The following is a 14,900-nucleotide window of genomic DNA, read 5'->3' on the forward strand; positions in this document are numbered from 1 at the left end:
CATCTTGTGATACTGCACCCTTGCCACATATGCACAAAAGTATATATGTTAAGCGAAACGGAGGACCCATTCCATGAAGCCAGAAGTAACCGCCTTTTTCGATGACGCAACGAATACGATTTCCTATGTGGTGAAAGACCCTGCTGGTTCGTCCTGTGCTGTTATCGATTCCGTGCTGGATTTCGACTATTCGTCGGGCCGCACCGATACGAAATCGGCCGATGCCGTCATCCAATATGTCAAAGACAACAACCTGACCGTGGAATGGCTGCTGGAAAGCCACGTTCACGCTGACCACCTGTCTGCCGCGCCGTATATTCAGGATCATGTTGGTGGCAAAATCGGGATCGGCGACCGGATCAAGATCGTGCAGGACACCTTTGGCAAGGTGTTTAACGAAGGCACCGAATTCCAGCGCGACGGCAGCCAGTTCGACCAGTTGTTTCAGGAAGGCGACAGCTTCCATATCGGGCAATTGCGCGGGGACGTGCTGCATACCCCCGGCCATACGCCTGCCTGTCTGACCTATGTGATTGGCGACGCGGCATTCGTTGGCGATACGCTGTTCATGCCCGATTTCGGAACCGCACGCTGCGATTTCCCCGGCGGATCGGCGGAAACGCTGTATGCCTCGATCCAGAAAATTCTGGCGCTGCCGGATGAAACCCGCATTTTCGTGGGCCACGATTACAAGGCACCGGGCCGCGACGAATACGCATGGGAAACCACCGTTGGCGACCAAAAAGCCCGCAATATCCATGTCGCCAGCGACAAGGACAAAGACACCTTTATCAAGATGCGGACGGAACGCGATGCAACGCTGGCCATGCCCAAGCTGATCATTCCGTCGCTTCAGGTGAACATGCGCGCGGGCCAGATGCCCGAACCCGACGAAAAGGGCGATGTCTTCCTGAAGATTCCGGTGAACAAGCTGTGATCCGGCACCGCTGAACATCAGGCCCCGATCCCCGCGCGAACAGGGGAACGGGGCCTTTTCTATCTGCACAACACTAAAATCATCCTACAGGGAAAGGAAACGCGATGATGAACTCGATCCCGGTCGATTGGATATGGGGGCTGATCGGTGGATTGCTGATCGGCACCGGCGGCGCTGTTTATCTGCTGGCGAATGGCCGCATCATGGGCGCCAGCGGCATTTTGGGCGGCTTGGTGGATCGGTCCGGCTGGTCCACATGGAAAGAGCGCGCGGCCTTTCTGCTGGGCGTGTTCCTGCTGCCCATCCCACTGTATCCGCTGTATCGCGCCGTTGACACGCATATCACAAGCAACTGGGCCGTGATCATTGCGGCGGGGCTGCTGGTTGGCATCGGAACGCGTTTTGCCAACGGCTGCACCTCGGGGCATGGGGTCTGCGGGATTTCGCGCTTTTCATTGCGCGGGATCGTCGCAACCGTGTTCTACATTCTGGCTGGCGGCGTCGCCGTCATCATCTTCCGTCATCTTCTGGGGCTGGTGTGACATGCAAAGACTGATTTTCGCATTCATCGCAGGCGGCCTGTTTGGGGCGGGCCTGTTTATTTCCGGCATGACCGACACCACCAAGGTGCAGGGCTGGCTGGATGTGTTCGGCAACTGGGACCCCACGCTGGCCTTTGTCATGGGCGGGGCCATCATCCCGATGGCAATCGCATGGCGTTTCGTACCGGGGCGCAAACCGCTGGTCGGCGGGGATTTCCCCACGCCACCGAAACCCGAAATTGGCCGTGATCTTGTGATCGGGTCCACCCTGTTCGGCTTTGGCTGGGGCTTGGCTGGTCTGTGTCCGGGGCCGTCGATTGCATCGCTCAGCTATGGCGGTGTAGGGCATTGGGTTTTCGTTGCAGCCATGATTGCGGGCATGATGATCGCGCCCTATCTGCGCGTGACGCTGGACAGAACCGTACCGGCGGAATAAAGCGGATTCATGCAAATCCGACAAATCACCCCCCGCTATTCCGTCAGCCCCCAGATCAACCCCGAAGATCTGGCCGCCATCAAGGCGGCCGGGTTCACCAAGGTGATCTGCAATCGCCCGGACGAAGAAAACCCGCCCAGCCATCACGCCACGGTCATGGAAGTGGCCGCGCAACAGGCCGGGCTGGACTTTTTCGTGCTGCCGCTGACCCATCAAACCATGACCCCCGAAAACATTGCCGTACAAATGGCGGCGGTCGATGCTTCGGACGGTCCCGTTCTGGCCTATTGTGCCTCGGGGACGCGATGCAGCGTTGTCTGGGCATTGTCACAAACCGGCCAAATGCCCGTGGATCAGATTTTGGAAACCACGCAGCGCGCAGGGTATGACCTGTCTGGCCTGCGCCCGCGTCTGGAACAGGGCTGACGCTTCTGGCGACCCGATCCAAGACAGATATACGGCCCGACAGCTCTCCGCTGCTTCGGGCCGTGTTACGTTTCATGCCGCCCTACCCGTCACCTCTTGCCGCGCTGCGCTTTGGTATATCATCCATGAACGATCCCGTTTCCCGATCGGATACCTGAAGCGGCGCGGGCAAACCGGGCGCCGAGGTTTCCAAATCCGACAGCCCCAATTCGCTTAGCAAAGCCTCTGTTCCCGTAGGGTCTTCGCGGACGGGCGCGCGCGGGGGCAGTTCTGCGGCCACCTGTGGACTGGGGACAGCTTTCGCAGGCTGAGCACCCTGATTAGACTGGCGCGGCTTGGGGGCGGCCACCAGCCCCGCATCGGCCAGATCCAATTCCCCCATACGATCCCCCCGTGGCACCGTTGCCACGGATTGTCCCGCTGCCCCCGAAATTCTTGGTTGACCAAACCCGGTTAACCGCACGGCCCGATGACCGCCCAACTGTCCCAATACCCCCGAGGCGACAATCTGCCGGTCCCCCGTATGTAATCTGACTTCGGACAGCGCCCGCAACGGAACCGTCAGGACATCACCGGCGGACAATCCTGCAATCTGATCCAATGTCATTTCCAACCGATGCAGGATTGTCTCCAACCGCGCTGGCGCCTCCATCACTTCCTCTCGGACGGAACCGGGCCGGGTCTGGTGCTGCGGGGGCGATGAGACCGCCACGGGGCATGGTAGGGCCAATGTTACCGCCCCGATACGGTCGCCGGTTCCAATCACCACCGACAACCGGAACAGGCTATAGCCCCCATCCGGTAACTGCGCCGCCAAGATTCGCCGATCCCGCGCCCATTGGCCAAAATGAAATCCAGTCAATGCTGCGGCCCGATCATCGCCGTTCAGCAAGGTATCGAACCCGGATAGCATTCCATCAATCAACGGCATGGCCACTGCGGCATCTGTGCGGGTGACGGCCCGCGCCTGTGCGGTGCGGGCAAAAACCTGTCCCAGCGTTTGCACCTCGATCAGGGCGGTCAGCAATTGCAGGTCCAGAACCACCAGACCGGGCGGGCCTGCGTCACGTTCCAGCGTGACCATCAGCCCGCCGTCTTCAATCCGGCCCAACAGGGAATCGCGGTCGACCTCCATTTCCTCGGCCCCGGTGACGCTCAGCGGCAGGGACAGCCCCAGTTCCGCCACCCGCGCCAATGCCCGGCGCAAGGCACGGCGGGGGGACATCACCCGCGCTTCGCGGTCTTCCCGTGCGGCATCGGCTTTCCGCTGCAAAATTGTGTTCTTAATCGTCATGTTACCGGCAAATCAGCGCCGCGTCCTGCGGCCTTTGCCCAACCGTACCCCCTGCAAAGTTACCAGAGGCTTACCAAAATCCGATTATTACACATCCATTGTCCGCTTTATCGGCAGGCTGACCCGGAACGCCGCGCCGCCCTGCCCCGGCAGATAGGTGATCGCACCGCCCAAACGGGCCATGACCTCGCGGCAGATCGCCAGCCCCAGCCCCGCACCGCCCGCTTTTTTATGATCGCTGATACGGCTGAATTTTTCAAAAATCAGGGCTTGGGCATCTTGCGGGATACCCGACCCGTTATCGACGAAATCCACCACCAGATAGCCATCGCGCAACAGGGTACGGATACTCAGTTCCGGCTGATCCGCATCACAATATTTCTGCGCATTGGCAATCAGGTTAATGAAAACCTGTGCCAGCCGGTCCAGATCGGTTTCGATTGTGGCGACTTCCAGCGCGCCCTTGCGCACGACCTTTAGTTCAGTGCTTTGCACGCCGCTTGCATCCACGGCCTGATCCAGCACATCGCCCAACAGGCCACGTTGAATGTTCAGATTGACCTGACCGTTTTCCAGAACCGACAGGTCCAGCAAATCATCCAGAAGCCGGGTCAGGCGGATTGCTTCGGAATGGATGATTCCGGCGTATTTCGTCAGTTCCGCTTCAGTCAGACCGTCGGCATCGCGCAGAATTTCCGAAAACGCCCGGATCGAGGTCATGGGCGTGCGCAATTCATGGCTGATCTGCGACAGGAAAGCATCCTTTTGCACCGATAGCTGGGTCAGCTTTTCGTTGGCCGTTCGCAATTGCCGCGCCGTCCGGGTCAGCTCCGCCGATTTCGCCTCTAGCTGGCTGGAATATTCCATCATCTGCGCGGTTTCATCGGCCACGGCCAACAAATCCTCGACCGAGACCGTCGCCCGCCCCATGATCTGCCCCACCATCGCGTGCGCCGTAGCCGCCCCGACCGAGCCAGACATTTCGCGCTCCAGCCGTTGCAGGAAATCCGGCGTCGGTTCAGGCAAATACCCCACCAAACCCTGCGCCCCAGCTTCGCGTTGGAAAAAGGCCTGCGCCTGTGCCGCCCCAAGGATACGCTGCGCCATGATCATCAGATCTTCGGACTGGGCAATCCCGCCTGACCATCCTTGTGGATTGCCGGAATGCTGAAACACGTTGACGAATTGCGCCCCCTGCAACCGTTCCACCGGCTGCGGGAAGGTCAGCAAAGAGGCCAGAACAAACACCACCGTGTTCAGCAACAAGGACCACATCACCGAATGCACCAGCGGGTCCATCCCGCCAATCCCGAACAATGCCTGCGGGCGCAGCCAGCCAATGCCCATCGGGCCATCGGCCAGCAACGCAGGCGACATGAACAGGCTGGGGCCAAAGCTGGGCAGCAAAAGCGAATAGACCCAGATCACAAACCCCACGAACAGCCCCAGCAACGCGCCGATCCGCGTGGCCCCGCGCCAGAAAATCCCCCCCATCAGGGGCGGCAGGAATTGCGCCACCCCGGCAAAGGAAATCAAACCGATCGCCGCCAGCGCCGCCCCCCCGCCCGAAAAGCGGTAATACAAATACCCCAGCGCCAGAACGCCCGCGATGGACAGGCGCCGCGCCAGCAACACCACATGGCGCACATCGCCGGAAATCATCGCGCCGCCGCCGGTGACGTTTAGCCAGATGGGCATCACGATATGGTTGGACACCATCGTAGACAGCGCAATCGCCGCAACGATCACCATAGAAGTCGCTGATGAAAATCCGCCCAGAAAGCTCAGCATCGCCAGCCCGGACTGGCCTTGGCTTAGCGGCACCGTCAGCACGAATTGGTCTGGGTTCGATCCGGCGGGCATCAGTTCCAGCCCCACAACAGCGATGGGGACGACAAACAGGCTTATCACCATCATATAGGCCGGAAACGCCCAAGACGCGGTGCGCAGGTGGTTTTCATCGTCATTTTCCACCACCAACACCTGAAACATGCGCGGCAAGGTCAGAAAGGCCGCAGCGGACAAAAAGCTAAGCGCCGCCCAGCGGCCATTATCCATCTGCCATTGCCCGATGGGCGAGGCATCAATCCGCGCCAGCGTTTCCGACACGCCGCCGCCCAGCCCCCAGACCACGAACACCCCAACGGCCACCAGCGCGAACAGTTTCACCACGGCCTCTAGTGCGATGGCGATCACGACCCCGTGGTGGCGTTCGTTTGCATCCAGATTTCGGGTGCCGAACAACACGGTAAACAGCGCCAACCCCGCCGCAACCCAAAGCGCCGTTGCATTGCTATCCGCCAGATTGGCCGCCCCTTCGTCATATAATGCAAAGCTTGAAAAAGACGACGTAACAGATTGAAGTTGCAATGCAATATAGGGGGTCGTCCCGATAACGGCGACCACGGTCACGAACACCGCCAGCGAATTTGACTTGCCATAGCGCGATGAAATCAAATCCGCGATCGAAGTAATCCGCTGCGTCCGTCCGATCCGCACCAGCTTGCGCAGCCCCCACCACCAGCCCATCATCACCAGCGTCGGGCCGATATAGATGGTCAGATATTCCAGCCCCGACCGCGCCGCGTAACCAACCGCACCATAGAAGGTCCAGGCCGTGCAATAGATCGACAGGGACAGCGTATAAACCACCGGCGACCGCAGCCAGCCCCCGCGCCCCCGCGCGGCGGCGCGTTCCGCGATAAAGGCCACCACGAACAACATCGCCACATAGGTCAGACAGACCGCGACCAGCAGGTTCAGCGCGCCCATGTCAGCCGCCCTCGGACGGGTCGGCGTCGCTGTCCGGTTGCAGCCAAAGCGTGATCACCAGCGACACCAGCGACAGGGCCAGCCAAACCCCGAAAATATACAGCATCGCCTTGGAGGTCGAAACGCCATGCGGCCCCGGCCCGGCCCACAGGATCGGCACGCCCCACAGGATCGTGCCTAAAAACGGCATCATCCGCGCCGCATCGCGCACCCGACGCTGGCGGTAACTTTGACGTTCCAGAAACAAGGGCGAACGGGGTTTGCGCATCTACGGCACCAATTGCCGGACGACCTCCAGCACCTCGGCGTTGGAAAAGGGTTTGGTCATGAACCGGCTGGCCCCGATTTTTTCGGCCAGTTCCCGATCCTTGCTTTGGCCGCGCGCCGTCAGCATCAGCACCGGCAGGTCGCGCGTTCCGGCATCGCCCCGCAGTTCGGTCAGGATGTCATAACCGCTTTTGCCGGGCAACATCACGTCCAGAATAACCAGATCGGGGGATTTCGCCTGTACCACCTGCACCGCGTCATGACCGTTGGAATGGGTATCCACATCCCACCCATCACGGGACAGGATAAAGCTGATGGCTTCGATGATGTTCGGCTCATCCTCGATCACAAGGACATGTTTGCCCATTCTGCGCTCCCCCTTCCGCGTGTTTCATTATGTTTTCTGGCATTTATCGACAAACAACCGCCCTGAGTCAAAACCCATCTGATGTCCCGCCTAAAAGCCATCGGTCAAAATCGACGGCTCTCGGCGTCCCGGACAGGCGTCGCGCGGGCAGATACGACAACTGACGCCAACCTCGTCCACCGGGGTGGCGGGCTTTTCCCCGGTCTCCAGCGGCAGGAACAGCATATAGGCCTCGAACAGGGGCGGTTCGTCAAAGCGCACCGCCCGCATGGGCTGCGCGACGGAAAAGGTGCGAAACACGCCCCCGCCCCGCCCGGCCTGCTGCACCACCTGCGTCACCGGGATCATCGGACGGGACAAGGCCCGGAACAGCGGCCACAGCGGGCAAGCCGCCCCAAACCGCGGCAAGGTGAACCCGTCCAGCGCCTTGCGAAAGGTCATGGTGCCCGATGCGTCACAGATCACCAGCCCCACCGGGCGGCCTGTCACGCTTTCGGGCAATTCCGACAGCCGCCGCATCACCGTTGCCAGATCGGTGCCAAAATGCGCCGCCAAGGCCGACAGGTTCAGCCCATGTTGGGCCAGGGCATCAACCGTTTGCCCCAGCGGCATCCGCCGGGCATCTTTGGCGTAGCGGCGCAAATAAGCCCGCGCCATCGCCCGCGCCGCCGCAGATTGCAGCACTGGCTGATCCTGTATCAACCCATCCAGATCGACGCTGTCCTGTGTTTCCAGAACCGCCATGTGATAGCCGTGGTCCCCCAGAAACGTATCCAATTCTTCCTGCGGGGAACCGTTTTCTGCGTCTTCGTTGTCTTCGGCGCTGTCCAGATAGCTGACCAAGGCGGTCGCGCTACGGGCCAGACGCCCGGAATCTTCGTTGATATTGCGGTGAAACCTGTCCCGCCATTCGGGTTCCAATTCACGGGTTTCCGCCAAAATCCCCGCCGTTGACCGGATGGCCGTGATGGTCGAAATCATCTCGTGCAGGGCTGCGGCCAGATGCGGATCGTGGGTCAAACGGTCAGACAGGGTTTCAACCGTGCGTTCCAGTTCCAGAACCCGGCGGTGGCGACGTTCCAGCAGATGCGCCCAGCCCGGAAAACGGCCCGCGAAATCCTCCAGCGCGTCGGGTTCTGCACCGGCGGATGGGTCTGCCGCCCGTGCCTCGCGCAGGGTGGCGATCAGCGCCGCTTCGGCCCCTTCGGTCAACGTGGACGGTTCCACCTTCAACGCGCGGGCAATCGAAAGTAGCAATTTTCCGCCGATTCTGCGGCGATTATGCTCGATCAGGTTCAGATACGACGCCGAAATCCCCACGGTTCGCGCCAAATCGGCCTGCCGCAACCCTGCAATCATACGTCGTTCGCGTATCCGCGACCCGGTTAGCTGGCGCTGCGGCATTTCATTTTTCCAGTCAAAACAATCGCCTTCTGCGGTGCCGAATAACTTATTTACAACGTATACTATTGCATTGTGATTTTTTTTACAAAAAAATTGTTTCATTAAAGGCGCTTGTTGCGAAATTTTCTTTTACCCCCCGATAATGAATTTGCACAGATAAGTGCCAGCAGGTGCCGCAAGAGGAGGCGCGCACCCGCATTTCACGAAATGGGAGGATTACATGTCCAAGACCAATCTGACTCGTCGCGGCGTCCTGAAGTCCGGTGCAGTCGCCGGTGCAGGCGTTGCGCTGCCGACGATCTTTACCGCTTCTTCGGCGGCGGCCTACACCAACGAACCCACCGGCAGCACCGTCACGCTGGGCTTTAACGTTCCGCAAACCGGCCCCTACGCAGACGAAGGCGCGGACGAGCTGCGCGCTTATCAGCTTGCCGTTGAACACCTGAACGGTGGCGGCGATGGCGGTATGCTGAACACGTTCAGCTCCAAGGAACTGAAGGGCAACGGCATTCTGGGCAAGAAGGTGGAATTCGTCACCGGCGACACCCAAACCAAATCGGACGCCGCCCGCGCTTCGGCCAAGTCGATGATCGAAAAAGACGGTGCCATCATGATCACCGGCGGGTCGTCTTCGGGCGTGGCTGTCGCGGTTCAAGGCCTGTGTCAGGAAGCTGGCGTGATCTTCATGGCGGGCCTGACCCACTCGAACGACACCACCGGCAAGGACAAAAAAGCAAACGGCTTCCGCCATTTCTTTAACGCCTATATGTCAGGCGCGGCGCTGGCCCCCGTGCTGGCCAAAGCCTACGGCACCGACCGCAAGGCCTATCACCTGACCGCAGACTACACCTGGGGCTGGACACAGGAAGAATCCATCGTTGCCGCAACCGAGGCGCTGGGTTGGCAGACCGTCAATACCGTGAAAACCCCGCTGGCGCAGACTGACTTTTCGTCCTACATCGCGCCGGTTCTGAACTCGGGCGCGGATGTGCTGGTTCTGAACCACTACGGCGGGAACATGGTCAACTCGCTGACCAACGCGGTGCAGTTCGGCCTGCGTGAAAAGATCGTCAACGGCAAACAGTTTGAAATCGTGGTGCCGCTGTATTCGCGCCTGATGGCACGCGGCGCGGGCGAAAACGTCAAAGGCATCATGGGCACGACCAACTGGCACTGGTCCTTGCAGGACGAAGGGTCCAAGGCGTTCGTGAAATCCTTTGGCACCAAATACGGCTTCCCGCCGTCGCAGGCCGCCCACACCACCTATTGCCAAACCCTGCTGTATGCAGACGCGGCGCAGCGCGCAGGCACCTTCAACCCCTGCGGTATTGCCGAAGCGCTGGAAGGCTTCGACTTCGACGGTCTGGGCAATGGCGCGACCACCTATCGCGCAGCAGATCACCAGTGCTTCAAGGATGTTCTGGTGGTGCGCGGTAAGGAAAACCCGACTTCGGAATTCGACCTGCTGGAAATCGTGGAAATCACGCCGCGCGGTCAGGTCGAATATGCAGCCGATCACCCGATGTTCGCAGGCGGCGCTTTGGGCACCTGCAACCCCGGCGCCTGATCCAAACGCCCGTAAAATCAGCCGTGTGCGCCTTTTGCGCACACGGCCTTTTCAGACACCGCACAGCAGTGCGGTCTGTCTGCGTGGCTGGCCACCAACATATAAAAACCCAAGGTGGGGACAATGGACGCAATCATCCTGCAAATCCTGAACGGGCTCGATAAGGGCTCTGCCTATGCGCTGATCGCGCTGGGGCTTACACTGATCTTCGGCACGCTGGGCGTGGTGAACTTTGCCCACGGGGCGCTGTTCATGATCGGCTCTTTCTGTGCCGTCACCCTGTCGAAAATCCTGAACCTGTCCTACGAGGTCGTAGACCCCACGAAAAAGGACTTTCTGGGCAATCCGCTGAAGGTGAAAATGCCCTATGTCGAAAGCTGGTTCGGCACCGATATGGGCGCGGCCATCATCGACTGGTCCGTTCCGCTGGCGATCCTGTTTTCGATCCCCGTCATGATCTGCATCGGCTTCATCATGGAACGGGGCCTGATCAAGCACTTCTACAAGCGTCCCCATGCCGATCAGATCCTTGTGACTTTCGGTCTGGCCATCGTGCTGCAAGAGATCATCAAATATTTCTACGGCGCAAACCCGATCCCCACCCCCGCCCCTGCCGTGTTCAAGGGCAGCTTCGATTTCGGCGTTATTCTGGGCTTTGATCCCAACACGATCATCTATCCCTACTGGCGTCTGGTCTATTTCGGCTTTGCCGCACTGATCATCGGGGCCGTGTTTGCATTCCTGCAATTCACCACCTTTGGGATGGTTGTCCGCGCTGGTATGGCCGACCGCGAAACCGTGGGCCTGCTGGGCATCAATATCGACAAACGGTTCACCATCATGTTCGGGCTGGCCGCCGCTGTGGCCGGGCTGGCGGGTGTGATGTACGCCCCAATCAATTCACCGAACTATCACATGGGCATGGATTTCCTTGTCCTGTCCTTTGTTGTGGTGGTTGTCGGCGGCATGGGCAGCCTGCCCGGTGCTGTCGCCGCCGGGTTCTTGCTGGGTGTTCTGGAAAGCTTTGCTTCGATGAACCAGATCAAATCGCTGATCCCCGGCATTGACCAGATCATCATTTACCTTGTCGCAATCATCATTCTGCTGACGCGTCCCCGTGGCCTGATGGGCCGCAAAGGCGTGATGGAGGACTAATCCATGCTGGGCCTGAATAAAAAAGATACCACCCTGCTGCTGGTCGTCGCCATCCTGACGCTCTGCGCCCCGTTCATCCTGAACCCCTTTCCCGAAGGGTCCGCCCTTGCGCAATTCAATGCGGGCTATCCCGACCTGATGCAGCGTTTTGTGATCTTCGGGATTTTCGCCATCGGCTTTAACATCCTGTTTGGCCTGACCGGCTACCTGTCCTTTGGTCACGCGGCCTTTTTGGGGGTCGGCTCTTACTCGGCCGTGTGGATGTTCAAACTACTAAGCATGAATGTCATCCCCGCCATCATCCTGTCGATGATCGTATCCGGCCTGTTCGCGGTTGTGATTGGCTTTGTCAGCCTGCGCCGCTCGGGGATTTACTTCTCGATCCTGACGCTGGCCTTTGCGCAGATGTCGTTCAACCTTGCCTATTCGGTACTGACCCCGATCACCAACGGGGAAACCGGCCTGCAACTGACGCTGAACGACCCGCGCATTCTGGGCATGTCGGCCACGGCAGACGGGTCGATCCCGGTGACGTCACTGTTCGGGCTGGAAATGCGTTCCACCTATCAGATGGAGGTTGGCGCATGGCTGTTCCAGTTCAACGCAGGTTACTACCTGTGTGCCGCGATCATGCTGCTTGCCTTCTATCTGGCGATCCGCATTTTCCGGTCCCCCTTTGGGATGATGCTGCGCGCGGTGAAATCCAACCAACAGCGGATGCGCTATACCGGCCTGAACCCGCGCCCCTATACGCTGGCGGCTTTCGTGATCTCGGGCATGTATGCCGGTCTGGCCGGGGGGCTGATGGCCTCGATGGACCCGCTGGCAGGCGCCGAACGGATGCAGTGGACCGCCTCGGGCGAAGTGGTGCTGATGACCATCCTTGGCGGGGCTGGCACGCTGATCGGTCCGGTTTTGGGCGCTGGCTTCATCAAGTACTTTGAAAACATCTTCTCGAAGATCAACGACAACGTGCTGCATAGCTGGTTCAGCTTCCTGCCGGACGGGCTAGAGGATTTCATCGTCACCATCGTGCATCCCTTCATCGGCAAGGGCTGGCACCTGACGCTGGGCATCCTGTTCATGCTGGTGGTGATCTTCCTGCCCGGTGGTCTGGTCGAAGGTGGCCAACGGATTGCGCGGCTGTTCCGCGGCAAGAAAACCGCCAACACGTCCAAAACCAAAACCGAACCTGCGGAATAAGGAGCGCAAACAATGGGTATCCTTGAAGTCAAAGGCGTGAACAAACGCTTCGGCGGCTTGCAGGCACTGGGCGATGTGAACCTGAGCGTGCGCGAAAACACCGTACACGCAATCATCGGCCCCAACGGCGCAGGCAAATCCACCTTGCTGAACTGTCTGGTGGGTAAACTGATCCCCGACACCGGATCGGTCATGTTCGATGGCCAGTCGGTGCTGGGGCGTCAGCCGCATGAAATCAACCAGATGGGCATTAGCCGCGTTTTCCAAACTCCTGAAATCTTTGGTGATCTGACGGTGATGGAAAACATGATGATCCCGATCTTCGCAAAACGCGACGGGGCATTCCGAATGCACGCGGTGGGAAACATGATGTCCGAAAAGGGCATCGTGGAAGCCGCCGAAAAAATGCTGGTCGATATGAACATGGCCGACAAACGGGACATGCACACGGCATCCATGTCGCGCGGGGATAAACGGCGGCTGGAAATCGGCATGTGTCTGGCGCAGGAACCAAAGCTGCTGCTGCTGGACGAACCCACCGCCGGGATGGCACGGGCCGATACCAACAACACGATCGACCTGCTGAAACAGATCAAGGAAGAACGCGACATCACCATCGCCATCATCGAACACGATATGCATGTGGTGTTTTCGCTGGCCGACCGGATCACCGTTCTGGCACAAGGCACGCCCCTTGTCGAAGACGACCCGCAAAACATCAAAGGTAATCCTAAAGTACGGGAAGCCTATCTGGGCGAAACCGCGTAAGGAGTGTCACCATGAACGTCAAACCTGATTTTTCCAAGGGTCATAACCTTGCCGAAACCGCCCCGGCCTATCTGTCGGTCTGGGATATTCACGCCTATTACGGCGAAAGCTACATCGTGCAAGGTGTCAGCTTCAACGTCCACGAGGGCGAGATTCTGGCCCTGCTGGGCCGCAACGGGGCGGGGAAAACCTCGACCCTGCGGGCGATTGCCCGGCTGGACGATCCACAGATCAACAAGGGCGAGGTCTGGCTGGATCACCAACCGCTGCACCTGATGAACAGCTACAAGGCCTCGCAATCGGGCATGGCACTGGTCCCCGAAGATCGCCGCATCATCCCCGGCCTGACGGTCGAGGAAAACCTGAAACTGGCGCAGATCGCGCCGCCGATCGGCTGGTCCATCGAACGCCTGTATGAACTGTTCCCGCGTCTGGGCGAACGCCGCGCCCAAGAGGGTGTGACCTTGTCGGGCGGCGAACAGCAAATGCTGGCCATCGCGCGGGCGCTGGCGCGGGACATCAAGGTGCTGCTGCTGGACGAACCCTACGAAGGTCTGGCCCCTGTGATCGTGGATGAAATCGAACGCACCCTGCGCAAGATCAAGGAACAGGGGATCACCACCGTGATCGTCGAACAAAACGCCGTGCGGGCGCTGGAACTGGCGGATCGGGCGGTTATTCTGGACACCGGCACCGTTGTCTATGACGGTTCTGCCGCCGAAGTACTTGCCAACAAAGAGCTGCGCGAGGAATATCTGGCTATCTGATAGCCAGAAACGGCCCGCCCCACCCTGCTGCTTGCTGGGGGCGGGCCACCTAATTGAAGTTACAACCGGGGGAAGCCCATGTCTGAATCGATTTACCCAGTTCCGTCTTCGTTTGCGTCTGGAGCGCATATTGATGCTGCGCGTTATGAGGAGATGTATGCGGCGTCGGTGTCTGACCCGGAGGGGTTTTGGGGCGAGCATGGCAAGCGGCTGGATTGGTTCACGCCTTATACCAAGGTGAAAAACACCACGTTTGAATATGGCAAGGTCGATATCAAATGGTACGAAGACGGCGTTCTGAACGTCGCTTATAACTGCGTTGATCGGCATCTGGCGACGCGCGGCGATCAGACTGCGATCATCTTTGAACCCGACGATCCCGACGCTCCGGCGCAGCACATCACCTATGCTGAACTGTCGGAAAAGGTGAACCGCTTCGCCAATGTCCTGCTCAGCCAGGGCGTGATGCGTGGCGACCGGGTGGTGATTTACTTGCCGATGATCCCCGAAGCGGCCTATGCGATGCTGGCCTGTGCGCGCATCGGTGCGGTGCACTCCATCGTGTTTGCAGGCTTCAGCCCCGACGCGCTGGCCAACCGGATCAATGACAGCGGCGCCAAGGTGGTGATCACCGCCGACACCGCCCCGCGCGGGGGGCGCCGCACCGGGCTGAAATCCAACACCGACGCGGCTCTGCTGCATTGCTCGGACAAGGTGCGTTGCCTTGTGGTGAAACATACCGGCGATCAGACGACCTGGATTCAGGGCCGCGATGTCGATGTGAAATACCTGATGGAACACGCCAGCCCCGACTGCCCGGCGCGCCCCATGAATGCCGAAGACCCGCTGTTTATCCTTTATACGTCAGGTTCGACCGGCAAACCCAAGGGGGTTGTGCATAGCTCGGGCGGGTATCTGGTCTATGCGGCGATGACCCATCAATACACGTTCGATTATCACGAGGGCGATATTTACTGGTGTACCGCCGATGTGGG

15 protein-coding genes are annotated in these 14,900 nt (G+C 59.6%); 10 read left to right on the forward strand and 5 right to left on the reverse strand.

Translation table 11 applies throughout. From position 1 onward, the window contains the following. Positions 1 to 73 precede the first annotated feature (73 nt). The 4 genes from FN828_RS13125 to FN828_RS13140 all read left to right on the forward strand — a co-directional run bounded on the left by FN828_RS13125 (position 74) and on the right by FN828_RS13140 (position 2,341). Positions 74 to 937 (forward strand): MBL fold metallo-hydrolase, encoded by an 864-nt coding sequence (locus FN828_RS13125; RefSeq protein WP_142493929.1) that lies wholly within the window; start codon positions 74 to 76, stop codon positions 935 to 937. Between the two features lie 116 nt (positions 938 to 1,053). Next, the gene (locus FN828_RS13130; protein ID WP_142493947.1) at positions 1,054 to 1,479 is read left to right on the forward strand and encodes a YeeE/YedE family protein; all 426 of its coding nucleotides are present in this window, start codon (positions 1,054 to 1,056) and stop codon (positions 1,477 to 1,479) included. 1 nt (position 1,480) lies between these two features. Continuing rightward, complete coding sequence (locus FN828_RS13135) at positions 1,481 to 1,915, forward strand: YeeE/YedE family protein (RefSeq protein WP_142493930.1); 435 nt, start codon at positions 1,481 to 1,483, stop codon at positions 1,913 to 1,915. 9 nt (positions 1,916 to 1,924) lie between these two features. Then, entirely contained in the window at positions 1,925 to 2,341 is a 417-nt protein-coding gene (locus FN828_RS13140; RefSeq protein WP_142493931.1) for a TIGR01244 family sulfur transferase, read from the forward strand. An 82-nt stretch (positions 2,342 to 2,423) separates the two neighbouring features. Here the strand turns inward: FN828_RS13140 and FN828_RS13145 are convergent, their stop codons facing one another. From FN828_RS13145 to FN828_RS13165, 5 genes are all read right to left on the reverse strand, one after another. Next, positions 2,424 to 3,635, reverse strand: a complete 1,212-nt coding sequence (locus tag FN828_RS13145) for a FliM/FliN family flagellar motor C-terminal domain-containing protein (RefSeq protein WP_142493932.1) — start codon at positions 3,633 to 3,635, stop codon at positions 2,424 to 2,426. 87 nt (positions 3,636 to 3,722) lie between these two features. After that, positions 3,723 to 6,407: an ATP-binding protein gene (locus tag FN828_RS13150; RefSeq protein WP_142493933.1), complete on the reverse strand. Its 2,685-nt coding sequence runs from the start codon at positions 6,405 to 6,407 to the stop codon at positions 3,723 to 3,725. A 1-nt stretch (position 6,408) separates the two neighbouring features. Next, positions 6,409 to 6,675: a hypothetical protein gene (locus FN828_RS13155; protein ID WP_142493934.1), complete on the reverse strand. Its 267-nt coding sequence runs from the start codon at positions 6,673 to 6,675 to the stop codon at positions 6,409 to 6,411. Then, on the reverse strand, positions 6,676 to 7,041 hold the full coding sequence (locus FN828_RS13160; protein ID WP_142493935.1) for a response regulator transcription factor: 366 nt from the start codon (positions 7,039 to 7,041) through the stop codon (positions 6,676 to 6,678). A 90-nt stretch (positions 7,042 to 7,131) separates the two neighbouring features. Further along, positions 7,132 to 8,445, reverse strand: coding sequence for a helix-turn-helix domain-containing protein (locus FN828_RS13165; protein WP_142493936.1), 1,314 nt, complete (start codon positions 8,443 to 8,445; stop codon positions 7,132 to 7,134). Between the two features lie 220 nt (positions 8,446 to 8,665). On the opposite strand from FN828_RS13165, the gene FN828_RS13170 reads away from it, so the two are divergent. The 6 genes from FN828_RS13170 to FN828_RS13195 all read left to right on the forward strand — a co-directional run. Continuing rightward, positions 8,666 to 10,012 carry a substrate-binding protein gene (locus FN828_RS13170; RefSeq protein ID WP_142493937.1) on the forward strand — a complete coding sequence of 449 codons (1,347 nt, stop codon included), beginning with the start codon at positions 8,666 to 8,668 and terminating at the stop codon, positions 10,010 to 10,012. A gap of 123 nt (positions 10,013 to 10,135) precedes the next feature. Then, positions 10,136 to 11,167 carry a branched-chain amino acid ABC transporter permease gene (locus tag FN828_RS13175; RefSeq protein WP_142493938.1) on the forward strand — a complete coding sequence of 344 codons (1,032 nt, stop codon included), beginning with the start codon at positions 10,136 to 10,138 and terminating at the stop codon, positions 11,165 to 11,167. A gap of 3 nt (positions 11,168 to 11,170) precedes the next feature. Further along, complete coding sequence (locus FN828_RS13180) at positions 11,171 to 12,370, forward strand: branched-chain amino acid ABC transporter permease (protein ID WP_142493939.1); 1,200 nt, start codon at positions 11,171 to 11,173, stop codon at positions 12,368 to 12,370. 12 nt (positions 12,371 to 12,382) lie between these two features. Continuing rightward, on the forward strand, positions 12,383 to 13,138 hold the full coding sequence (locus FN828_RS13185; protein WP_142493940.1) for an ABC transporter ATP-binding protein: 756 nt from the start codon (positions 12,383 to 12,385) through the stop codon (positions 13,136 to 13,138). An 11-nt stretch (positions 13,139 to 13,149) separates the two neighbouring features. Continuing rightward, complete coding sequence (locus FN828_RS13190; RefSeq protein WP_142493941.1) at positions 13,150 to 13,905, forward strand: ABC transporter ATP-binding protein; 756 nt, start codon at positions 13,150 to 13,152, stop codon at positions 13,903 to 13,905. A gap of 78 nt (positions 13,906 to 13,983) precedes the next feature. Continuing rightward, positions 13,984 to 14,900 (forward strand): AMP-binding protein (locus tag FN828_RS13195; RefSeq protein WP_142493942.1); only part of this gene is annotated, 917 nt, incomplete at its 3' end.

This window comes from Thalassovita litoralis (genome assembly GCF_900182725.1).
Classification (GTDB): domain Bacteria; phylum Pseudomonadota; class Alphaproteobacteria; order Rhodobacterales; family Rhodobacteraceae; genus Thalassobius; species Thalassobius litoralis.